Raw genomic sequence first — 22,043 nt, 5'->3', positions numbered from 1 at the left:
GCCGGTGGATGATCCACCGGCCCCGCCGCTGTTACGATGGCAGCCAGATCCGGCTGCCCGTCTTGAAAGGCCTCAATGACTGTTGTACCCCTGCCTCTTGAGCAGAACCACCCCGGCAATACCCTGGTCCACGGTTCCGACGGCGGCTCCGAAGTCCGGCGTTCCGTGCTGCCCGGTGGAGTGCGGGTGCTGACGGAGGCCATGCCGGGGCAGCGGTCAGCCACGATCGGTTTCTGGGTGGGCGTCGGTTCCCGGGACGAGGCCCCGGGCCAGCACGGGTCCACCCACTTCCTTGAGCACCTGCTGTTCAAGGGAACCAAACGCCGCACTGCCCTGGAGATCGCGTCAGCATTTGACGAGGTGGGCGGGGAATCAAACGCCGCCACCGCCAAGGAAAGCACCTGCTACTTTGCCCGGGTGCTCGATACGGACCTGCCTATGGCCATCGACGTGATCGCGGACATGATCACCGGTGCGGTCATCGATCCCACCGAGATGGAGCAGGAACGGGACGTCATCCTCGAAGAGATCGCGATGGACAGCGACGATCCCACGGACGTGGCCCACGAGCACTTTGTGGCCGCCGTTCTCGGCAGCCACCCCTTGGGCCGTCCCATCGGCGGAACGCCTGCCGCGATCAAGGCTGTGGCCCGTGACTCTGTGTGGGAGCACTACCGACGCTACTACCGGCCGGACGAACTGGTGATCACGGCTGCGGGTGGCCTGGAGCATGACGTGGTGTGCGACCTCGTCATCAGCGCACTGGAATCGGCCGGGTGGTCCCTGGAGTCCAACGCTTCACCGGTCAAGCGGCGCTCCACGGAGCCCTCGCTCATCACAGGCACCGCGGGGCTGCATGTGGTCAAGCGCGCCGTAGAGCAGGCCAACATCATCATGGGCTGCCCCACCATTGTTGCCACGGACGAGCGCCGCTACGTCATGAGCGTCCTCAACGCTGTGCTGGGCGGGGGCATGTCCTCCCGGCTCTTCCAGGAGATCCGGGAGAAGAGGGGACTGGTGTACTCCACGTACTCCTTCGCTTCCTCCTACGCCGATGCCGGCTATTTCGGCATGTACGCCGGGTGCACCCCGTCGAAGGTCCGGCAGGTGCTGGACCTGCTGGGTGTCGAGCTGGACAAGCTCGCCGAACACGGCATCTCCGACGAGGAGCTCCGCAAGGCGGTAGGACAGCTGGGCGGCGGCATTGTCCTGGCCCTGGAGGACACCGGTTCACGGATGTCCCGGCTGGGCCGCGCCGAACTGGTTTCCGGGGAATACCAGGACATTGACGAAACCCTTCGCCTCATCAAGGCCGTCACCGCCGAGCAGGTCCAGGACCTTGCAGCCGAACTTGCCGCCGCACCGCGGACCGTGACAGTTGTCGGCCCCTTCGAGGAGACGGAAACCTTCGGGCTCTGACCCCTGCCGCCACATTCGGGCCCGGGCATAGGATGGGCGCATTCGACGTCGGCAGAGGGCTGACGCCTTGCGGTGAGGGGTGAGGGGCGTGGACGGACCCCTGCCGGGTACGGACAACATCGGCCGTGACGATTCCGGCGGCTTCAACCCTGCCGGCATCAACCCTGCCGAGATCAATCCTGCCGAGATCAACGCTGCTGGCATCAACCCTGCTGACATCAGTGCCGCCGGCAGCTATGCCGATGCCCGGGAGGCCGTCGGGGTCCCTCCTTCTGGTGTCCATCCCGCTGACCACCCTGCCCTGCGCGGTCTCCTCGGCCACTGGCGGGGGAGCACGCGCCTGGCTGCCGGCCCCTGGGGCCGGAGCGTACCGTGGAGGCTGAAGTCACCTACCGGCGGGTGGCCAGTGGCTTCGGCGTTGTGCAAACCTACAGCCACCGTGAGCCGGACGGGACGCACTTCGAAGGCCACGGAATGTTCACGGTTGATCCCGACCACCCCGATGTTCTCTGGTACCACGCCGACACCACGGACCCGGTGCCGGGGGTTCCAGACCGCTGCACCTGGCGAGGTGGCGTCCTTCGGGTCGAGCGCCATGGCAGTGCCGGCTGGACCCGCCACTCCGTGCGCCTCGACGGCGATGTGCTGATCCATGTGACGGAGCTTCGGTCGCGTGCGCCTTCCAGGACGCAGTCCGGCGGGAGCGCCGAAAATGCCGGCGCTGATGGCACAGGATCGGCTTACACCCCGTTCATGACCTCAGCGTTCATGCGGGCCTGACGGCCGCAAGTCGCCAGGACGCTCGTGATTAGCGAGGGGCCCTGGTTCACGCCCGTACGGGATCACATCACGACCGGAACACGGGTTTTCAAGTCCCAGTTTTCCAGGGCCATGTCCTTTTCTGGGTCCGGTGGGAGGACGATGGGCATGGCGTAGAAGTCGTCCCATGCGGGGTCGTAGGGTGCGATGTCGTCGGCGTCGATGAGGTTGTCGTCCCCCGGTTCTTCACAGGGCGGTTCTTCCCATGGTGGTTTGGCACAGGGTGGTGCTGATTCCAGCCATTCCGGAGGGCACCATGCCTCGGCGGGGGAGTCATCTGCTCCAGTTTGTCCCTTTAGGTGCGGCACGGTGTTCAGTTCCTGGACCAGGACGTTGCCTGGCCAGATGGTTGGTCCCCGGTCGGGTTGTTCGGCGGGGTAAGTGCGGCCGGTGGGTGAGGTCCAGCCGGGTGGTGCCGTTTTCGTTGCTGGGGTGGGTTTCCAGCCGCTGTTGTGCTTCAGACGGTGGTGCTTTGGGCAGAGTTGTGCCAGGTTGCTGATGCCGGTGGTGCCGCCGTGTTGCCAGGCTGTGAGGTGGTCGGCTTCGTTGTCGAGTGCGTTGTTGTTGCAGCTGGGGAAGGTGCATTTGCCGTCCCGAAGGGTGAGTGCTTGTCGCATGGCTTTGGTGAGCCGGTAGCTGGTGCGGCCGATTTCGAGTGGGGTGCCGTCGCGGGGGTCGATGAGGACTCGGGTGAAGGACTCTGCTCCGTCGGTGAGGAGTTTGCGGGCCATGGACGCGGGGATGGGGCCGTAGCCGTCGAGGGTGGCCGGTTCGTCGGTCAGGCCGAGCAGGGCGAACACGGGGACAGTGACCAGCACGTCGGTGCGGGGTGTGGGGACTTTCCCGGCTTCGGGGCTGGTTGCGCCAGAGAACGCGGTGGTGGTGCTGGTTCCCGCTTCGCGTGTGCTGGTGTCTTTGGTTCCTGGGCTGTTGGTTGCGCCGATGTGATCGTTGGTTCCGAAGGGAGTGTTGTGGGGGATGCCGAGGTCCGCTGCTGGTTCGTCGGATCCGACGAGGGTGGCAAGCCCGAGGAATTCAGCAGGGAACTGGTGCTCCGCAACACCTTGAACCTCATCGCCTTCCGTGTCCCCGCTGCGTGCGGGGGTGCTGCTGTTGGGCCTGCTGCCGGTGACGGCGTCTGTGGTGGTAGTTGTGGCTTGGGCGGGGGCGAGGAGGCGTCGGGCGACTTCGTCGGCCCTGATTTGGGAAAGAGTGCGGGTTTCGTTGGGGCCCTGGAGGCCGCGGGCGATGGCTGTAGTTTTGTTCCAGGCCGCCAACGCGCAGTCTGCCCGCATATAGATCGCGAACCAGGCCATGCCGTCGCGGTCGGGGGTGAATTCGACCCGCCGGTCGGCTGCGGATTTGGTGTGGCGTTTTTCGATGGATTCGGGGTGGTGGCGTTCGCGCCAGGCGCGGACCTTGGCCCGCAGCCGGGACGGTACAAGGTTTGTGGCGGGGCAGCCGCGGGCAGGGTTCGGCGCGTCCGGGTCCAGGAAGTGGTCCGCGAGGGCCACGGCGGCGGGATGGTCCAGGGCCTCGGTTTCGTCGGCGATGATCCTGGCGCCCTGCCAGGACAACGACCCGGTGGACAGGGCCTCGTACACGGATGGGAGGGAACAGACTTGCCGGGCCTGGGTGATGAACGCCCCTGCTGCTCCGGAGCTGATGGTGAGGACCCCGGCGATTTCTTCCACTGTTGATATTTCCGCATACGTGCGGTCCTGGGTGGAGGCGTCGGGTGGGGTCATGGCCTGCTGCAGGTCAAGGCACTGGGTAGCGTCCCTGGCCTTGAGCGCGGTGGTCTGTGCCTCAAGCTTGGATTCCAAGCCCAGCCGCTCCAACCGGACCCGGTAGAGCCGGTCCAGAAGATCAACGCCGGCGCCGCCATCGGCTCCCGCCGAAGCAGCCGCGAGTGCTTCCTCTTCAAGGAACAGCGCATTCAGGGCAGCCATGGTGGCAAAAACACCCTCCATCGGTGCTGCTATGACCGTGCTGTTTCCCATGCCTAAATCATCGTGGGAGGGTCTGACATTTCCTGCTGTAGAAGAAGTTCCGGAAGCCTCTGCCTGCCCAGTGCCGGCAGCCGCGACGGCAGGAAACAGCGCTGTCCCGTCAACTCCGGTGCCTCCGCCGTTTCCCATACAGGAATCACCGCCGGAGGCACTGACATTCTGGCCGCCGGCACTCCATGGGGCTTATGCCTCGAGTCGCCAGGAGAATCGCGCCGCCACAGAAAATCGTGCCGTTGCGCAAACCGGCAGCTACGGTAATACGGCGCGGTGAGGGCTTTACCCGCCAGCGAACGGAGGGAGCACGTCAACCACATCATCGGGTCCCACAATGGTTGACTGGTCGCGCACCGCCACCTCATTGAGCAGGAAGCTGCTCCGCGAGAGGACGCGGGGGAGGGGAGGAGTGCCGGCAGGAGGCTCGGGTCGTTCCACGCCCAGCACGGCGTCCAGGAGCCCGGCCACCGTGGTGCCCTCTGGAAGGTCGAACTTCTCTTCCTCGAGGCCTGCGGCTGCACGTGCGGCAGCGAAGTAGCGTACTTTCATGAAAGTGTCAGCCCCCGATGGCGCTCATGCTGCGTTCCGGCTGGACGAAGTCCGGAGCGTCCAGTCCCACGTGGTCCATGCCGTGGGCCTTTGGCTTGAGCCACATGGCGTCCTGCCAGCGGCGTGCGAGGTCGTCGTCGCTGGCGCCGGACCGCAGGAGGCCCAGGAGGTCGAATTCCTCGCGTGAGAACAGGCAGCTCATGATCTTGCCTTCGGCCGTGATGCGGGTCCTGCGGCAGTCCGAGCAGAAGGGCTCCGTCACCGAAGCGATGATGCCGACTGTCCCCAGCACGGGCCCGTCCGCAGGAGCGGCATCAGACCCGGCCACCCGGCGTCGTACTTCAAAGCGTTCGGCGGGGGCACCGTCACGGGCCCGCGGATCGGGGGTGAGGACGAAATCGGTGGACAGCAGCTCCCGGATCTCGGCCGCGGTGATCATGTTGCGGCGGGTCCAGCCGTGGTCGGCGTCCAGCGGCATCTGCTCAATGAACCGCAGCTCGTAACCGCGCCCCAGCGCCCACGCGAGCAGCGACGGGGCTTCGGCGTCGTTGATGCCGCGCATGAGGACCGCGTTGAGTTTGACCGGACCAAGTCCGGCCGCCCACGCCGCGTCCACACCGGCCAGGACCTGGTCCAGGAACGGGCGGCGGGTCAGCTTGGTGAATGTTTCCTCGTGCAGCGAGTCCAGGGACACGTTGATCCGGGTCAGTCCGGCGGCCTTGAGGGGCGCTGCCTTCCTGGCGAGCCCCACTCCGTTGGTGGTCATGGAAATCGGCAGGTCGGGATGGTTCCGCCGCAGCTCCGCGATGATGTCCACCAGGTCGTGCCGCACCAGCGGCTCACCGCCGGTCAGCCGGAGTTCGCGGACGCCCAACTGCTCCACGCCAATCCGGACAATCCGGACAATTTCCTCCGCAGACATGACCGCCTGTTTCGCGAGCCATTCGAGGCCCTCTGCAGGCATGCAGTACGTGCAGCGCAGGTTGCACTTGTCTGTCAGGGACAGCCGCATATCTGTGGCACGGCGGCCGTAGCGGTCCACCAGCCCGGCACCCGCGCCGGCAGGACGGGCTGCCGGTACGGACAGCCCGGCATCCTCCCGCGGCTGCGGCATTCCTAGCTGGACACTCATGAAATCAGGCTACGCCACGATGGGCTGTAGATCACATTCGTGTCCACCCCCGGTGCCGAGCCGACCAATCCGGAACGCACCGGCGCTTCCAGCCACGCGCAAACCTATGCTGGACGTGTGGACAGTTCCCGGCAGCAGCAGGCAGCGCACGACGGCGGCACGGGCCGTGGCGGTCCCGCGGCTGCGGACGTGGAGCAGCCGTCCAACGAACGCCAGCGCCGCCGCTTGGCCGCCGCCGCCGGCGTGGTTGCTGTCGGGGCAGCTGTGGTGCTGGGGAACTCCTGGCGGGACTGCTGAGCCCCTCGCTCTCGCCGATGACTGCTGTTGGCGGCGCCGTCATCGATGCTGTCCCGCCCGGCGTCAAGGACTGGGCGGTCGCCTTGTTCGGCACAGCGGACAAGGCCGCACTCCTTGTTGGCATGGGCCTGGTGATCGCCGTCCTCGCCGGGATGGCAGGGGACCTCGAGGTCCGGCGGCGCTTTGCCGGCGTGGCAATTGTCGCGGTCTTCGGCCTGGTGGGAGTGGCCGCGGTTTTGACGAGGGCGCAGGTGACGCCCGCAGCATTTGCCTTGCCGGTGGTGACCGCTGTCCTCGCAGCCGTACTGCTGCGGTTCCTGATCCGCAGGCTTGAGGCGGCGGCCGAAACTGGAACAACGGATGGCAGCGCGCGCCGCAGGTTCCTGCGGACCCTTGCAGGCGGTGCGCTTGCCACGGCGGCGGGCGGAATCCTTGCCGGGGCCTGGCGCGGCGCTACGGCGGGAGTGAATGACGCCCGGGAGCGGCTGAGGCTGCCGGGAGCGGCATCGCATGCCCCGGCCATACCCGCCGGAGCCGAAGCCGGAGTGGAAGGGATGCAGCCCCTGGTGACTCCCAACCGGGACTTTTACCGCATCGATACGGCGTTGTCCGTGCCGGCGGTTAATCCGGACACATGGGTCCTGAGGGTCACCGGAATGGTCGAGCGCGAGGTGGAGCTGGACTTCGCGTCACTTCTGGCCAAGCCCCTCATCGAGCGGCACGTGACCATCGCCTGCGTCTCCAACCCGGTGGGCGGTGATCTGATCGGCAACGCGCGCTGGTTGGGCTGGCCCGTCCGCGAGCTGCTCGGCCAGGCCGGACCCCGCGCCGAAGCGGATATGGTGCTTTCCCGCAGCGCGGACGGCTGGACCGCCGGCACCCCGCTGGAAGTCCTGACGGACAACCGGGACGCGCTGCTGGCCGTCGGCATGAACGGCGAGCCCCTGCCACTGGAACACGGATTTCCTGTCCGGCTGGTGGTGCCGGGGCTCTACGGATACGTCTCGGCCACCAAATGGGTCACCGAACTCAAAGTCACCAGGTTTGCCGACGACGCCGCCTACTGGACCCCGCGCGGCTGGTCAGAGCGGGGACCCGATCAAGACCTCGTCCCGGATCGACGTGCCGCGCGGTGGTCGGTCTGTGCCGGCCGGGACCATCACGTTCGGTGGCGTCGCCTGGGCCCAGCACACCGGCATTGGGAAAGTGGAGCTCCGCGTCAACCGTGGCCCATGGCGGGAAGCCCGGCTCGCACCGGGCATCTCGGTGGACACCTGGTACCAGTGGACGCTGGACGTTGACCTGACTCCAGGGCAGTACGAGGTGCAGGTGCGTGCAACGGATCTGCGCGGCGCAAGCCAGGACGAGGAGCAGCGGCCTGTGGCGCCGGACGGGGCCACCGGTTTCCACACGGTTAGAGTGGACGTGAAATCCTGACGGCCACAACCGAAGGCACCTCCATGACCAGCACGAACCCGCACGGCCACCAGAAGGGCCGGGCCCGGTCCACCGCCAGCCACCTGGCAGCCGTCACGGAACTCCTTCGCCCCTTACGCGGCTCCGCCCGTACTGAACTCCTCCCTCTGTCCAGCGCCCTCGGGCGCGGCCTCGTGGAGGACGTCACGGCACCCGTCAGCCTCCCGCCGTTCGCCAACTCCCAGATGGACGGTTACGCCATCCGCTCCAGCGACGTGCCCGACGGCGGCACGGACCTGCGCGTCGCGGCTCCCGTTCCGGCGGGCGCCGGCGCGGCAACCCTGGAAGCCGGAACCGCGGCGCCCATCATGACAGGGGCGATGATCCCTGAAGGCGCCGACGCCGTCGTACCCATCGAACGGGCCAGCCCGGACCACTTCCTTCCGGCGGGCGATGCGGCGCGGGTGAAGCTGCCTGCCGCCGCCCCCGGCACCTACGTTCGCGTGGCAGGAAGCGATATCGCAGCGGGGGAGCAGGCACTGGCCGCCGGCACCTTCCTCGGCCCTGCCCAGCTGGGACTGCTGGCCGCCCTCGGCCTCCCCGAGGTCACCGTGTACCAGGCGCCCGCCGTCCTGCTGGTCACCACCGGGGACGAGGTTGTGGAGCCGGGCCGCGATCTTCCGGCCGGCAAGATCTACGACTCCAACGGCACCCTCCTGGAAGCCGCCATGACCCAGGCGGGGCTGCGGGTCCTGCGGGCAGGTATCTCAACGGACAACCCCGAAGAACTGCGCACCCTGCTGCGGAGCCAGGGTGCCGGGGCAGACCTGATCGTCACCACCGGCGGGGTGAGCCAGGGCGCTTATGAGGTGGTCCGGCAGGCAATGGCGGACCAGCCGGTGGAATTCCTGCACGTGGCGATGCAGCCCGGCGGCCCGCAGGGGATCGGCACCTTCGAAGGCACCCCGTTCCTCGGCTTTCCCGGCAACCCCGTGAGCTGCCTGGTCTCCTTCGAGATGTTCCTCCGCCCCGCCCTCTCGCAGCTGCTCGGCGCCCCGGCCGCCCGGCTGCCGGTCCGGGCCCGCCTGGGGCACCCGCTCACGTCCCCCGAACACAAACACCAGGTGCGGCGCGGCAGGCTCCGGCCGGATGGAACGGTGCAGCTCGAAGGCGGCGAAAGCTCGCACCTGATGCACGCCCTGGCCGGATCGAATGTGCTGGTGCATGTGCCCGAAGGCGTAGCCGCCCTCGGCACCGGGGATGAGGTGGAAGTATGGATGCTGTGAATGCAGAACAGACCCCCGGCGCCCTGACGCATCTGCGCCAGGACGGCAGCGCCCAGATGGTGGACGTCTCCACCAAAGCAGAGACCACCCGAGAGGCCACGGCCACCGCAACCGTCAACACCACGGCGGAGGTGATGGGCCTCCTCGGCTCCGGCGGACTTCCCAAGGGTGATGCCCTGGCCGTGGCGAGGGTTGCCGGGATCATGGCCGCCAAAAAGACGCCGGAACTGGTTCCGCTGTGCCATCCGCTGCCGTTGTCCAAGGTGACGGTGGACTTTGAACTGGCCGCCGAGTCCGTCATCATCGTGGCCACCGTGAAGACACGCGGGGTCACCGGCGTCGAGATGGAGGCGCTCACGGCAGCTTCCGTGGCCGCCCTGAGCGTGTACGACATGATCAAGGCCGTGGACAAGCACGCCGTCCTCACTGACATCAAGGTGCTCGCCAAGAGCGGCGGCAAGAGCGGAGACTGGGCCCTGTGACCATCCATGCCACGCACAGTGCCCCTGAACCGCACCGGCACGGCGAGGTCCAGGGCCGGAAAGCCGGTGTGGTCATCGCGTCCACGCGGGCTGCCGCCGGGATCTACGACGACGAAACCGGCCCCGTGATCACCGACTGGCTGACCGAACACGGCTTCGAGGTGTTCCCCGCCATGGTGGTCCCGGACGGCGAGCCCGTGGGCGCCGCCATCCGCGCCCTCCTGACCCAGCGCCCCGCCGTCGTCATCACCAGCGGCGGAACGGGCCTGAGCCCGGACGACCGGACCCCCGAAGTCACGCTTCCCCTGCTGGACCGCGAAATCCCCGGAATCATGGAAGCGATCAGGCGCGCCGGCGCCGCGAAGACTCCACTGGCGGCCCTGGGCCGCGGATATGCCGGCGCGGCCAAGAGTACGTTTATTGTTAATCTCCCCGGCTCACCAAAAGGGGTCATGGACGGACTCGCCGTCCTGGACCCGGTGATCGGACACCTCTGCGACCAGCTGGAAGGCGGACATGGGCACTGAAGCATTCGAGGTGGTTTCCGCTGTCCTGAGCGCGGAACCCATCTCCGTAGACCAGGCGATTGCTGCCGTGGAGAGCGATACCGCGGGCGCCGTGGTGAGCTTCAGCGGCGTCGTGCGCAACCACGACGGCGGGAAGCAGGTCAACCGCCTCAGCTACAGTGCGCACCCCACGGCACACCAGGTGATGTCCGACGTCGTTGCGCGCCTGTTGCCGAGCAGAACGCGGCGTCCGGCACAACCGGGAACGCCGCCACCGGAGACGCGGCGGCTCAGCCCGTCCGCATCTGGGCCGCCCACCGGATCGGCATGCTCGAAATCGGCGACCCCGCCTTGGTCTGTGCAGTCTCCGCCGCCCACCGCGGCCAGGCCTTCGCCGTGTGTTCGGAACTGGTGGACCGCATCAAGGAGCAGGTGCCCATCTGGAAGGAACAGTTCTTCTCCGACGGTACGGTGGAATGGGTCGGCGCCGGCGCCTGACGCCGGGAGGGTCCTGAAAAAAAAGCAATCGATTAAGTCACGGACACCGTGACTTGGCGTGACCGTTGGTGCCCGCTTCCTGCGAGGTAACGCACACCCTCCGGTTCCTTGCCCCGGCAGGCCCACCGGTAGGGTTAAGGCATGACCCAACAACACTCCGATCCCAAGCTGGTGGCCGTCCTCGGCGCCAACGGACGCATGGGCGCCGAAGCCGTGAAAGCCGTTGAAGCCGCACCCGACATGAAGCTCGTCGCAGCCTTGGGGCGGGGCGATTCCCTGGACCAGGTCACCGCCGCCGGAGCGCAGTACCTGGTGGACCTGACAGTGCCGGAAAGCACCGAGGCAAACGTCCGGTTCGCCGTCGAACACGGGATCCACGCCGTGGTGGGCACCACGGGCTGGGACGCCGGCCGCCTCTCCGCGCTGGAGGCGCTGCTGGCCGAGCACCCGGACACCGGTGTGCTCATCGCCCCCAACTTTGCCGTGGGCTCGGTACTCGCCTCGGCGTTCGCCGCGAAGGCCTCAAAGTACTTCGAATCCGTGGAGATCATCGAACTGCACCACCCGGACAAGGTGGATGCGCCCTCCGGTACTGCCGTCCGCACTGCGCAACTGATCGCCGCGGAACGCAGCGCCGCCGAGGTTCCGCCCAGCCCGGACGCCACTACCAGCGAATTGGCCGGCGCCAGGGGCTGCGAGGTGGATGGCGTGCGGGTGCACAGCGTGCGGCTGCGCGGGCTGGTGGCGCACCAGGAAGTCCTGCTGGGCGGTCCCGGTGAGCAGCTGACCTTCAGGCACGATTCCTACGACCGCGCCTCCTTCATGCCCGGCGTCCTCCTGGGCGTGCGGAACGTGGCATCCCACCCCGGCCTCACCGTGGGCCTGGACGGCTACCTGGATCTGGGAATCTAGCCATGGGCGGGTTCCTGGCGGCCTTCCGGAAGAACCGCACCAAGATCTGGGTGGGTGCGGTGACCCTGCTGCTGGTCTTTTATCTGGTGGTGTCCTTCCAGCGTTCCATCCTGCTCCTGACGGACAGCAACCTGGCGGCCCAGGCGATCGGCGCCGCGTACCTGGTGCTGCCCGTGATCGGCGCCTGGGCCCTGATCCGGGAACTGCTGTTTGGCGCCCGCACGGAGCAGATGGCAAAGGTGCTGGAGGCTGAGGGGGGCCTCCCCGTGGACGAACTGCCCCGCACGCCCGGCGGCCGGATCGTCCGGGCGGCAGCCGACGCCGAGTTTGAAAAGTACCGGGCCGAGGCTGAAGCCGCACCTGATGACTGGCGCTCCTGCTTCCGGCTGAGCTGCGCCTACGACGCCGCCGGTGACCGCAAGCGAGCCCGGGCATCCATGCGCGACGCCGTCCGGCTGTTCCGCGGCAAGGTCCCGGCTTCCTGAGCAGCCTGGGTAGCGGCGGGGGCGGCCGGGGAAGCCTGGGTCAGCGGAGGGCCTTGAGCTCGCCCCGGCCGGCCTGGCTCGCCGTGTGGCCCAGCCATTCCAGTGGACCGCGCCATTTCAACACCGCAAACACCACGCCGACAATGATGGCCACGGCCGCGTGCGCAAAGTACATGCCGTCCTCCGTCCAGCCGGCCGGCAGCGGCTTGAGGTAGAACCCGGACACCACCCAGACGTGCACCGTGTACAGCGTCAGTGTCATGGCGCCTGGCCCGCGCAGCGGAAGCAGCAGGTCCAGGTCAACCCATTCGGCCAGCCGCCCCAGCAGCAGGCAGGCGCCGATGACGGCCACCGCTACGGCTGACGTGTGCAGCAGGTCCAGCGTGGTTCCCGAGTGCGGCGCAGCGGACGCCAGCCACCACCACGATCCTTCCTGCGGAATGCCGGTCAGGTTCACCTGGAGGACGCTGTCCAGCGGGTAGCCGGGCGAGTTGAGGACCTGCTCAAGTGCGGCACGCCCGCCCCAGCTTTCCATCGCGGTCACGCCCAGGGCCTTGGCTGCCACGGCCACTGCCGACCCCAGCACCAGGAGCACTACCGGAACCAGGGCCTTGTGGAGCATGAGCCGGCCGACCACCAGTCCCACCAGCAGGTAGGAAAGCCACTGGAACACCGGGTAGTAGCCGGTGAAGAACAGGTCCGCCAGCAGCCGGCCTGGCGTGCCGAGGTCTTCCCATTTCGGGTTGTGGCCCAGGCTCAGCGGCGGTTCTGCGGCGAGCAGCCAGGGCCGCAGGAGGTAGGCCAACACGGGGGACGCCAGGATCCAGCCCGCGGCCCAGGCGCAAAGGTGTTTCAGCCGGAGGCCCAGGAACGGCAGGACACAAAGGAACAGCACGGCGTAGTGGACCAGGATGATCGCCAGGTTTACTTCCACTCCGCCGAGCGTGAGTCCGACGGCGGCAATCACCAGGGCGCGCAGGGCAATGCCGCGGCGGGCGGCAGAGAGCCCGCTGCCGTCCAGGGGCTGGTGCTTTCCGGTGGACAGGGCGAGCCCCACCCCGGCCAGCACCGCGAACAACGCGGCGGCCCGGCCCGAAAATGTCAGGCCGATCCACGTGGGCGTGAGGTCAGCGTTCGACTCGAAAGTGGGCAGCAGGTGCGTGGCCATCATTCCCAGCAGTGCCAGCCCGCGGGCCGCGTCAATGCCGTAGAGCCGTGCGGGAACGGAGGCGCCCCGGGTCTTCCGGGAGGCTTTGGCCGGGCTGCGGGACGTCATGAGCCGATCGTCTCACACCTGCCTTTGAACGGCCTGTCAAGTGTCAGCGCACATCGGTTGCCGCGGTACGCACTGGTCTGCCGGGGTTTCAAGGACCGGCTGGTACGGATCCTTGTATTCGAATATATGTTCGAATAAGATAGGCGGCATGCAAACCCCAGCACGCGGTATCCCAGGAGACGGGCGGAATGGCGTCGGGCCCGGTTCTGCCGGCGTCCTCAAGGCCATGAGCCCGGGAGTGGTGGATTTCCTCTTCCGGCAACTGGTCGCCGGCCGGCCGGCCGAAGATGTCCAGTGGGAACAGGAAGGCATCAGCCTTTCCAGCCAGCCGGAGGGGGCCGAACTGGCCCGCCGCCTCGCCGAGACTGACATCGACGCACTCACGCCCCTGGAATTGTTCCACTACGTCCGGGCAGCCCAGCGGCTTGCCTCCTGGGCGGAGGGCCTTCGGCAGGCTGCCGTGGGACGCTATTGCGGGTCCCCTGCGGATTAAGCCCGGGCGCAGGTCCCGGCCCGCGCCTAGGATGGAAAAGTGACCGGGCTGCCATCTGTCTCCAGTGAACCTGCCGGGACCCTGACTGTGGCCACCGTCCAGTACGAGGCCGTCGAGGGCGTGGCAGACAATGCGGTCCAGCATGTGCGGCTCATTGAGGATGCCGACGCGCACGGTGCCCGGTTGGTCCTGTTTCCGGAACTGTCGCTGACCGGCTACCGCCTGGACCTGCTCTCCCTGGACGAATCGTGGATTGATCCCGCCGACGCGCGGCTCCGCCCCCTCCGGGAAATCTGCAGGCGGACCGGAATCACGGCCGTGGTCGGTGCCCCGTGCCGGGATGCGGACGGTTCGCCCCGCCTTGCCTCGCTGGTACTGCATCCGGACGGCAGTACGGAGCGTGCCTTCAAGTCCCACCTGCATGGCCACGAAAAGGAGCTGTTCGAGCCCGGGGTCGGGCCGCACGTCATGGTCCTCGACGGCTGGCGGATTGCCCTCGCGCTGTGCTTTGACGCCGCGGTTCCGGAGCATGCAGGTGCTGCCGCCGCCGGGGGAGCGGACGCCTACTGCGTCTCCGGACTGTACACCCGCGGCGAGGAGCGCCGGCTCGACCTCCACCTCGGGGCGCGCGCGATGGATCACCGGATGTTCACGCTGCTGGCCAACCTCGGCGGCAGAACGCCAATCGGTGAGTCGTGCGGGCTGAGCGGAATCTGGAGCCCGGACGGGATGCCGCTGAAGCGTGCTGCAGGAAACCGGACGGAGGTGGTCGCCGGCCTCCTGCAGCGCAGCACCCTCCTGCGCTACCGGCACGGTGGACCGGTATCCGGCGGCGGGCGGCGCGACATTTGACGTGCATCACGCCCGTGGCATTGTCCTAACCAGCGGGGGACAGGGTAACGTTTTTTCCATGGCTGACTCTTCCGCGCACATCCCTGCCCTCGGTACCCTCCTGACCGCGATGGTCACGCCGTTCACCAAGGACGGCGCAGTGGACTACGAGCAGGCGGCTAAGCTGGCCACAAAACTGGTGGACGACGGCTGCGACGGCCTGGTGGTCACCGGAACCACCGGCGAGACGTCCACCCTCACGGACGAAGAGAACCTCGGCATGTTCCGCGCCGTCAAGGAAGCCGTGGGCGGACGTGCGGCCATCATTGCCGGCACCGGAACCAACGACACCGCGCACTCGGTGCACCTTTCCCAGCAGGCCGCAGCCCTCGGCGTCGACGGCCTCCTGCTGGTCACCCCGTACTACAACAAGCCCAGCCAGGCAGGCGTGCGCGCCCACTTCGAAACCATCGCCTCCGCCGTCGACGTGCCCGTGATGCTGTACGACATCCCGGGCCGCTCCTCCATCGCGATCGAGCCGGACACCATGATCCGCCTGGCGCAGCACCCCAACATCGTGGCCGTGAAGGACGCCAAGGCCGACCTCGTCGCCGCCACCCGCGTCATGGCCGAAACGGACCTCCTCTTCTACTCCGGCGACGACGGACTGACCCTGCCCTGGATGGCGCTGGGCGCCGTCGGCCTGGTGGGCGTCACCACGCACGTGGCAACCCGCCGGTTCCGCGAACTCATCGACGCCGTCAACGCCAACGACCTCGGCACCGCCCGGAAGATCAACTTCGAGCTCCAGCCGGTAGTCCGTGCCACCATGACCCGGGTCCAGGGTGCCGTGGCGGCCAAACAGATTCTTAATGGCAGGGAGTCCTGCCCAACTCGATTGTCCGTTTGCCCCTCGTGGAGCCGGACGAAGCCGAGATCGAAATCATCCGCGGGGATTTGGCGGAAGCCGGGCTGGTCTACTCCTGAAGGTGAAGACCGGCACCCTTCCACCTGGAAAGTAGTGCAATATGACCCAAACCGCCCTAACCGGCCTTGTCACCCCTCCCCGCCTGCCTGCGGGTACGCTGCGGATTGTTCCGCTCGGCGGCCTGGGGGAGATCGGCCGGAACATGGCCGTGTTCGAAATCGACGGCAAGCTGCTGGTCGTGGACTGCGGAGTCCTCTTCCCGGAGGAAACCCAGCCTGGCGTTGACCTCATCCTGCCCGACTTCTCGTATATCGAGGACCGGCTGGACGATATTGTGGCCGTTGTCCTCACCCACGGCCACGAGGACCACATCGGCGCTGTCCCGTACCTGCTGAAGCGGCGGAGCGACATTCCGCTGGTGGGTTCGCAGCTGACCCTCGCCCTGATCGAGGCGAAGCTCCAGGAGCACCGCATCCGGCCTTACACCCTCACGGTGGAGGAAGGCCAGGTGGAGAAATTCGGGCCGTTCGAGTGCGAATTCGTTGCCGTCAACCACTCCATCCCGGATGCCCTGGCCGTGTTCATCCGCACCGCCGGCGGCACCGTCCTGCACACCGGCGACTTCAAGATGGACCAGCTCCCGCTGGACGGCCGCATCACCGACCTCCGCCACTTCGCCAAGCTCGGCGAAGAGGGTGTGGACCTGTTCATGTCCGACTCCACCAATGCGGACATCCCCGGCTTCACCACCGCGGAAAAGGAAATCGGCCCCACGCTGGAACGGCTCTTCGCCCAGGCCAGCAAGCGGATCATCGTGGCATCCTTCTCCTCCCACGTCCACCGGGTCCAGCAGGTCCTGGACGCGGCGGCAAAGCACAACCGCAAGGTCGCCTTCGTGGGCAGGTCCATGGTGCGCAACATGGCCATCGCCGAGAAGCTCGGGTACCTGGATGTGCCGGCCGGCCTGATCGTGGACATCAAGAACATCGACAACCTCCCGGACAACCGCGTGGTGCTCATGTCCACCGGCTCCCAGGGCGAGCCCATGGCTGCCCTGTCCCGGATGGCCAACGGCGACCACCGCGTTGTGGTGGGGGACGGCGACACCGTCATCCTGGCCTCCAGCCTGATCCCGGGCAACGAGAACGCCGTGTTCCGGATCATCAACGGCCTCCTCAAGCTGGGCGCCGACGTGATCCACAAGGGCAATGCCAAAGTCCACGTCTCCGGGCATGCCGCGGCCGGTGAGCTGCTCTACTGCTACAACATCCTTGAGCCGCTCAACGCCATGCCCGTGCACGGCGAGACCCGGCACCTGCTGGCCAACGGCAAGATCGCGATCGAGTCCGGCGTCCCGGAAGCCAGCGTCATCCTCGCGGACAACGGCACCGTGGTGGACCTCAAGGACCACCGGGCGGATGTCGTGGGCCAGGTGGAAGTCGGCTTCGTCTACGTGGACGGTTCCAGCGTTGGCGAAATTACGGACGCCGACCTCAAGGACCGGCGGATTCTGGGCGACGAAGGCTTCATCTCGATCATCACCGTGATCCACCGGGCCACGGGCAAGGTGGTGTCCGGGCCGGAAATCCACGCCCGCGGCGTTGCCGAGGACGACTCCGTGTTCGACGACATCATCCCCAAGATCAACAGTGCCTTGGAGGAAGCGGTCCTCAACCACGCCGACCACACCACTCACCAGCTCCAGCAGGTGGTCCGCCGGGTCGTGGGCACGTGGGTCAACCGCAAGCTCCGCCGCCGTCCCATGATCATCCCGGTGGTGCTCGAGGCCTGATCGGCCCGGGCATGGCGGCAGCCCGCCGCGCCACCGGACATGTCCGTCCACGTCATTGCCCACAGGGCCCGGTTCAACGAACCGGGCCCTGTGGCGTCCCCGGCAGGCATGGCCTGCCGGGCCCTGATATCCCCGGAAAACCGGCCTTGTTCCGGTAGCGTGGCTACTATGGCCACACGTACTACTTCCGCGCGCAGTGGAACAGCCAGGGCAGCTCCAGCAGTAAATCCGGCAGTTCCACCGGCCGCGGTTCCGGCTCGGCCGCTTCCAAGTCCGGCCGGGGCGGAGGCTCCACCAGCACGGCCCGCACCCGGCAACTCCCCGCCGTCGAACACCACCAGCCATGGCTGCTGCGGGTGGTGGGGGGCGCCTGGCTGGCCTGGGCCACCTGGTAGGCGGGGGAGTGCGCCGGATCGGCCACGACGTCAGCGACCTCCCCGCCGAGGAGCGGCGTGACGGCGCAGCCCTGTTCAACCTCGCCCTCGGCATCTTCATCGCCACGTTTGCCTGGTGGGGCCTGACCGGCTGGTTCCCGGACGCCGTGTATGCCGTGGTCAACGGCACCTTCGGCTGGATGTCCCTGCTGCTCCCGCTGATGCTGTTCGTGTGTGCGTTCAGGCTCTTCCGCCAGCCCACCGACGGCCGCGGCAACAACAGGGTGGGCATCGGCTTCCTCATCATGACCTTCGCCGGCTGCGGGCTTGCGCACATCCTGGGCGGCCAGCCGACAGTGGCGCAGGGCTTCGACGGCCTGCGCCAGGCAGGCGGCATGCTGGGTTTCCTGGCGGCCACCCCGCTGGCAGCCATCCACCCCGCCGTGCCGCTGGTCCTTTACGGCCTCCTGGCATTCGTCTCTCTGCTGATCATCACCGCCACGCCTTTCACCGCCATCCCGCGGCGGCTGCGCGGTGCCTATGAGCACCTCATGGGCATCGACCTGATGGACCAGGACCAGCAGGACAAGCACGACCGCAGCTACCTGGAGCGCACGGCGCCGGCCGCGCCCAAGAAGAAGAAACGGCGGCTCTTCGGCAAGGACGAGGAGCCCGACGCCGGCCTGGACGGCTATGTGGGCGACGAAGCGTTCGAGCATGCCGTGATCGACGACGACGAGGGCGATTCCCCGGCTCCGCGTCCCGCCCCCGGCGTCCGCCGGCCCACCCAGGCCGAGATGGCCGTCGAGAAGATCAAGGCCGCCCAGGGACTGGGCGCCGCCGGTGCCGCGGCACCGGCAGACGCCACCGAAGCCATCCCGATGATCACCCCCGGCATGGCCGCCGGCGCCGGGCCGGCGCCGGCGAACCCGCCCAGGTTCCCTCCACCCCGGTGGCACCTGCGCCGCCACCCACCCCGATTCCGCAGCGCACGGAACAGCTGTCCCTGGCCGGCGACGTGACGTACACGCTGCCGGCGTCGGACTTCCTCACGCCCGGCTCCATTCCCAAGGAGCGCACGGAAGCCAATGACGCCGTCGTCGCAGCCCTCACCGACACCCTCCAGCAGTTCAACGTGGACGCCACCGTTACCGGCTTCAGCCGCGGCCCCACCGTCACCCGCTACGAGATCGAGCTGGCGCCCGGCACCAAGGTGGAGCGGGTCACCGCCCTGTCCAAGAACATCTCCTACGCAGTCGCCTCCAGCGACGTGCGGATCCTGAGCCCCATTCCAGGCAAGTCCGCCATCGGCATCGAGATTCCCAACACGGACCGTGAAACCGTGTCCCTCGGCGATGTCCTGCGCAGCCAGAACGCCCGGCGCACCGACCACCCCATGGTGATGGGCGTGGGCAAGGACGTGGAGGGCGGCTACGTGGTGGCCAACCTTGCGAAAATGCCCCACCTGCTGGTGGCAGGCGCCACCGGTGCCGGTAAGTCGTCCTTCGTGAACTCCATGATCACGTCCATCCTCATGCGGGCCACCCCGGACGAGGTCCGCATGGTGATGGTGGACCCCAAGCGCGTGGAACTGACCGCCTACGAAGGCGTACCCCACCTCATCACCCCCATCATCACCAACCCGAAGAAGGCCGCCGAGGCGCTCCAATGGGTGGTACGTGAAATGGACGCCCGCTACGACGACCTCGCCAACTACGGGTTCAAGCACATCGACGACTTCAACAAGGCCGTCCGGGCGGGCAAGGTCCAGCCGCCGCCCGACTCCAAGCGCGTCATCCGGCCCTACCCCTATCTGCTGGTGATCGTCGACGAACTCGCGGACCTCATGATGGTGGCACCGCGGGACGTGGAAGACTCGATCGTCCGCATCACCCAGCTGGCCCGCGCCGCCGGCATCCACCTGGTGCTGGCCACCCAGCGCCCGTCGGTGGACGTGGTGACCGGCCTGATCAAGGCCAACGTGCCCTCCCGCATGGCCTTCGCAACCTCGTCCGTCACGGACTCCCGCGTGGTCCTGGACCAGCCGGGCGCGGAGAAGCTCATCGGCCAGGGCGACGCGCTCTTCCTGCCCATGGGCGCCTCCAAGGCCATGCGCGTCCAGGGCGCCTGGGTCACCGAGTCCGAGATCCACAAGGTGGTGGAGCATGTCAAGACACAGCTCCAGGCCGTGTACCGCGACGACGTTGCCCCCGAAGCGGAAAAGAAGCAGATCGACGACGACATCGGGGACGACCTCGAGGTCCTGCTGCAGGCTACCGAACTCGTGGTCACCACGCAGTTCGGCTCCACGTCCATGCTGCAGCGCAAGCTGCGCGTCGGGTTCGCGAAGGCGGGCCGGCTCATGGACCTGCTGGAATCCAGGGGAGTGGTGGGCCCGTCCGAAGGCTCCAAGGCCCGAGACGTCCTGGTGAAGCCGGACGACCTCGCTGCCGTCCTCGCTGCCCTGAAGGGCCAGGAGACCCCCGCCGCGGCAGACTCCCAGACGGCTGCCCTCAGTGACAACGCCAACGCGAACATCGCGCAGGGCGGCTACGCCGAGGACCTCGTGGCCGCGGACCTGGACCAGCGGAAGCAGAACGTTGAATATTACGACGGCTCAGATACCGCGCCGGGCGGCTACGGCGATGACGAGGACGGGTCCGAAGACGCCTGGTCCCTCACCGGGCGCTAGCCGGGGACTGTAGCCTAGACAAGTGACTAGCACCGATGCAACCGCCGCCGGCCCAGGCCGTGCCGGGGTCTGGAACCTTCCCAACGTCCTGACCATGATCCGCATCGCGCTGGTGCCGTTCTTCGTCTGGTTCCTGTTGCCGACGCCCCGGGACTTCGCAGCGAGTCCGGGCTCTGGCGATGGGCCGCGGTGCTGGCCTTCGCCGTCGCGATCTACACAGACAAGCTCGACGGCGACATCGCCAGGAGCCGGAACCTCGTCACCGATTTCGGCAAGATTGCCGATCCCATCGCCGACAAACTCCTCACCGGCTCGGCGCTGGTCATGCTGTCCCTCCTCGGCGAGCTGCCCTGGTGGGCAACGATCGTAATCCTGGTCCGGGAGTGGGGAATCACGGGGCTTCGCTTCTTCGTGATCCGCTACGGCGTCATCCCGGCCTCGCGCGGCGGCAAGCTGAAGACCGTGGTGCAGACCGCCGCCATCTTCCTCTACCTCCTTCCGCTGGGAGCCTTCGCGCCCTGGCTGGCCTGGGTGGCGTTCGCCGTGATGATGGCAGCCGTGGCCATCACGGTCTGGACCGGCGTCGAGTATGTCGTTCAAGCCCTCCGCCTCCGGGCCCGGGGCAAGAAGCAGGCCCGCGCCAACCTTGGACAGGAGCAGCCATGACCAACCTCCACCACCTCGCCGCGCAGGCAGTCCGGCAGGCGCTCGAAGCGGGGCGGACGGTAGCCACCGCGGAGTCCCTGACGGCGGGTATGGTGACGGCAGTGCTTGCGGACACCCCGGGCGCCTCCGGGATGCTCCAAGGGGGAGTGGTCGCCTACCAGAACTCGGTCAAGGAGTCCGTCCTCAAGGTCCCGTCCGACCTGCTGGCCCGCGCCGGTTCAGTGGACGGGGACGTGGCCCGCGCCATGGCCGACGGTGCACGGACCGTACTGGACGCCCATGTGGGCCTTGCCACAACCGGGGTTGCCGGGCCGGAAGGACATGACGGCAAGCCGGTGGGCACCGTGTACGTGGGCGTTGCTACTGCCGCCGGAACATCCGCCTTTGAGTATTCGTTCGAGGGGAACCGGGCGGAAATCCGCGGACTGGCGTGCGGGGCGGCCCTCGAACGGCTCCTGGAAGCCCTGTCCGGCTGAGCCGGCAGGCCGACCTCCCGGCTCCTGCCCCTGGCCCCGGAACGGAGCAAGTTACCGGACGTAAAGTTACGGGGAACAAAAGCCGGTACCGATTAGTTATTACATTGTGTCGCTTCCGAAGAGCGGAGGCGCCTAGGATGAAATGACCACAACGGTTCGCTTCAGGGCGGACCGGACCAATGAGGGAGCAAGGCGATACAGATGGTAAAGCAGCCCGTATCCGTAAACGGCGTTGTCCGCTGGAAGGATGTGGGCCTCGCCGATCAGGCTAAGAGCGAACAGAAGGAGCGCAAGATGGTTGTACTTCGTCACGAAATCGGTGATGTCCTGCGCGATGTCCGCCAGCGTCAGGGGCGTACGCTCCGTGAAGTTTCGCACAGCGCCCGTGTCTCCCTTGGGTACCTCAGCGAAGTGGAGCGCGGCCAGAAGGAAGCGTCGTCGGAACTGTTGTCCTCGATCTGCTCGGCACTGGATGTTCCGTTGTCCAGCATGCTCCGGGAGGTCAGCGACCGCGTTGCAGTAGCCGAGGGCGTCACCGTTCCGGACACCGTTCCGCAGGAATTCTCGCAGCGTTACGGCCGCGACCTTGAGCGCGACCTCGACACTGAACTCAACGGCGAACTTTCCGACGGCCTGCTCTCCGGCGCCCGCTAAGGGCAGCCCCCACCCGTTGGCGGGTCCTGGAACGTTGCGAAGCCCCCGGCCACC

At 67.5% G+C, this 22,043-nt stretch carries 16 protein-coding genes and 5 pseudogenes; 17 read left to right on the top strand and 4 right to left on the bottom strand.

Annotated features, from left to right (window positions below):
- Positions 1–75 precede the first annotated feature (75 nt).
- Positions 76–1,419 (top strand): M16 family metallopeptidase, encoded by a 1,344-nt coding sequence (locus ACPEE0_RS12610; protein ID WP_407709346.1) that lies wholly within the window; start codon positions 76–78, stop codon positions 1,417–1,419.
- A gap of 372 nt (positions 1,420–1,791) precedes the next feature.
- Positions 1,792–2,199, top strand: a complete 408-nt coding sequence (locus ACPEE0_RS12605) for a DUF1579 domain-containing protein (protein ID WP_424574579.1) — start codon at positions 1,792–1,794, stop codon at positions 2,197–2,199.
- 62 nt (positions 2,200–2,261) lie between these two features.
- Here the strand turns inward: ACPEE0_RS12605 and ACPEE0_RS12600 are convergent, their stop codons facing one another.
- The 3 genes from ACPEE0_RS12600 to moaA form a co-directional block, all read right to left on the bottom strand.
- Positions 2,262–4,241: an HNH endonuclease signature motif containing protein gene (locus ACPEE0_RS12600; protein WP_407709348.1), complete on the bottom strand. Its 1,980-nt coding sequence runs from the start codon at positions 4,239–4,241 to the stop codon at positions 2,262–2,264.
- Between the two features lie 285 nt (positions 4,242–4,526).
- Positions 4,527–4,793, bottom strand: a complete 267-nt coding sequence (locus ACPEE0_RS12595; RefSeq protein WP_009359691.1) for a MoaD/ThiS family protein — start codon at positions 4,791–4,793, stop codon at positions 4,527–4,529.
- Between the two features lie 7 nt (positions 4,794–4,800).
- The gene (gene moaA, locus ACPEE0_RS12590; RefSeq protein WP_424574578.1) at positions 4,801–5,925 is read right to left on the bottom strand and encodes a GTP 3',8-cyclase MoaA; all 1,125 of its coding nucleotides are present in this window, start codon (positions 5,923–5,925) and stop codon (positions 4,801–4,803) included.
- A 225-nt stretch (positions 5,926–6,150) separates the two neighbouring features.
- On the opposite strand from moaA, the pseudogene ACPEE0_RS12585 reads away from it, so the two are divergent.
- The 7 genes and pseudogenes from ACPEE0_RS12585 to ACPEE0_RS12555 all read left to right on the top strand — a co-directional run bounded on the left by ACPEE0_RS12585 (position 6,151) and on the right by ACPEE0_RS12555 (position 11,807).
- Positions 6,151–7,659, top strand: a pseudogene (locus tag ACPEE0_RS12585) (molybdopterin-dependent oxidoreductase).
- A 23-nt stretch (positions 7,660–7,682) separates the two neighbouring features.
- Entirely contained in the window at positions 7,683–8,924 is a 1,242-nt protein-coding gene (gene glp / locus ACPEE0_RS12580) for a gephyrin-like molybdotransferase Glp (protein ID WP_009359498.1), read from the top strand.
- Positions 8,912–9,406 carry a cyclic pyranopterin monophosphate synthase MoaC gene (gene moaC / locus ACPEE0_RS12575; protein ID WP_035753881.1) on the top strand — a complete coding sequence of 165 codons (495 nt, stop codon included), beginning with the start codon at positions 8,912–8,914 and terminating at the stop codon, positions 9,404–9,406. The genes glp and moaC overlap by 13 nt, the downstream gene beginning before the upstream one ends.
- Positions 9,403–9,933, top strand: a complete 531-nt coding sequence (locus tag ACPEE0_RS12570; RefSeq protein WP_009359496.1) for a MogA/MoaB family molybdenum cofactor biosynthesis protein — start codon at positions 9,403–9,405, stop codon at positions 9,931–9,933. Before moaC ends, ACPEE0_RS12570 begins: the two co-directional genes overlap by 4 nt.
- Positions 9,923–10,410: pseudogene (locus ACPEE0_RS12565) on the top strand (molybdenum cofactor biosynthesis protein MoaE). The gene ACPEE0_RS12570 and the pseudogene ACPEE0_RS12565 overlap by 11 nt, the downstream one beginning before the upstream one ends.
- Positions 10,411–10,551: 141 nt before the next feature.
- Positions 10,552–11,322, top strand: coding sequence for a 4-hydroxy-tetrahydrodipicolinate reductase (gene dapB, locus ACPEE0_RS12560; RefSeq protein ID WP_354175558.1), 771 nt, complete (start codon positions 10,552–10,554; stop codon positions 11,320–11,322).
- Positions 11,323–11,324: 2 nt separating this feature from the next.
- Positions 11,325–11,807, top strand: a complete 483-nt coding sequence (locus ACPEE0_RS12555) for a hypothetical protein (protein ID WP_424574577.1) — start codon at positions 11,325–11,327, stop codon at positions 11,805–11,807.
- Between the two features lie 40 nt (positions 11,808–11,847).
- Here ACPEE0_RS12555 and ACPEE0_RS12550 read toward each other — a convergent pair whose 3' ends face one another.
- Positions 11,848–13,083: a heparan-alpha-glucosaminide N-acetyltransferase domain-containing protein gene (locus ACPEE0_RS12550; protein WP_009359492.1), complete on the bottom strand. Its 1,236-nt coding sequence runs from the start codon at positions 13,081–13,083 to the stop codon at positions 11,848–11,850.
- 148 nt (positions 13,084–13,231) lie between these two features.
- Between ACPEE0_RS12550 and ACPEE0_RS12545 the strand changes: the two genes are divergently transcribed.
- The 8 genes and pseudogenes from ACPEE0_RS12545 (at position 13,232) to ACPEE0_RS12510 (ending at position 21,989) form a co-directional block, all read left to right on the top strand.
- Positions 13,232–13,576: a hypothetical protein gene (locus ACPEE0_RS12545; RefSeq protein ID WP_235047095.1), complete on the top strand. Its 345-nt coding sequence runs from the start codon at positions 13,232–13,234 to the stop codon at positions 13,574–13,576.
- Between the two features lie 39 nt (positions 13,577–13,615).
- Positions 13,616–14,428, top strand: coding sequence for a carbon-nitrogen hydrolase family protein (locus ACPEE0_RS12540; RefSeq protein ID WP_009359490.1), 813 nt, complete (start codon positions 13,616–13,618; stop codon positions 14,426–14,428).
- Positions 14,429–14,486: 58 nt separating this feature from the next.
- Positions 14,487–15,394: pseudogene (gene dapA, locus ACPEE0_RS12535) on the top strand (4-hydroxy-tetrahydrodipicolinate synthase).
- A 41-nt stretch (positions 15,395–15,435) separates the two neighbouring features.
- On the top strand, positions 15,436–17,127 hold the full coding sequence (locus ACPEE0_RS12530; protein WP_354175560.1) for a ribonuclease J: 1,692 nt from the start codon (positions 15,436–15,438) through the stop codon (positions 17,125–17,127).
- A 168-nt stretch (positions 17,128–17,295) separates the two neighbouring features.
- Positions 17,296–20,193, top strand: a pseudogene (locus ACPEE0_RS12525) (DNA translocase FtsK).
- A 22-nt stretch (positions 20,194–20,215) separates the two neighbouring features.
- A pseudogene (gene pgsA, locus ACPEE0_RS12520) lies at positions 20,216–20,859 on the top strand (CDP-diacylglycerol--glycerol-3-phosphate 3-phosphatidyltransferase).
- Positions 20,856–21,335, top strand: coding sequence for a CinA family protein (locus ACPEE0_RS12515; protein WP_407709352.1), 480 nt, complete (start codon positions 20,856–20,858; stop codon positions 21,333–21,335). The pseudogene pgsA and the gene ACPEE0_RS12515 overlap by 4 nt, the downstream one beginning before the upstream one ends.
- 201 nt (positions 21,336–21,536) lie before the next feature.
- Positions 21,537–21,989 (top strand): helix-turn-helix domain-containing protein, encoded by a 453-nt coding sequence (locus tag ACPEE0_RS12510; RefSeq protein WP_035753213.1) that lies wholly within the window; start codon positions 21,537–21,539, stop codon positions 21,987–21,989.
- The last annotated feature ends 54 nt before the right edge of the window (positions 21,990–22,043 follow it).

The organism is Arthrobacter sp. SD76 (assembly GCF_049726125.1).
GTDB lineage: Bacteria > Actinomycetota > Actinomycetes > Actinomycetales > Micrococcaceae > Arthrobacter > Arthrobacter nitrophenolicus.
The sequence above is the reverse complement of the archived record's forward strand: the minus strand, read 5'-3'. Positions and strand labels throughout refer to the sequence as shown.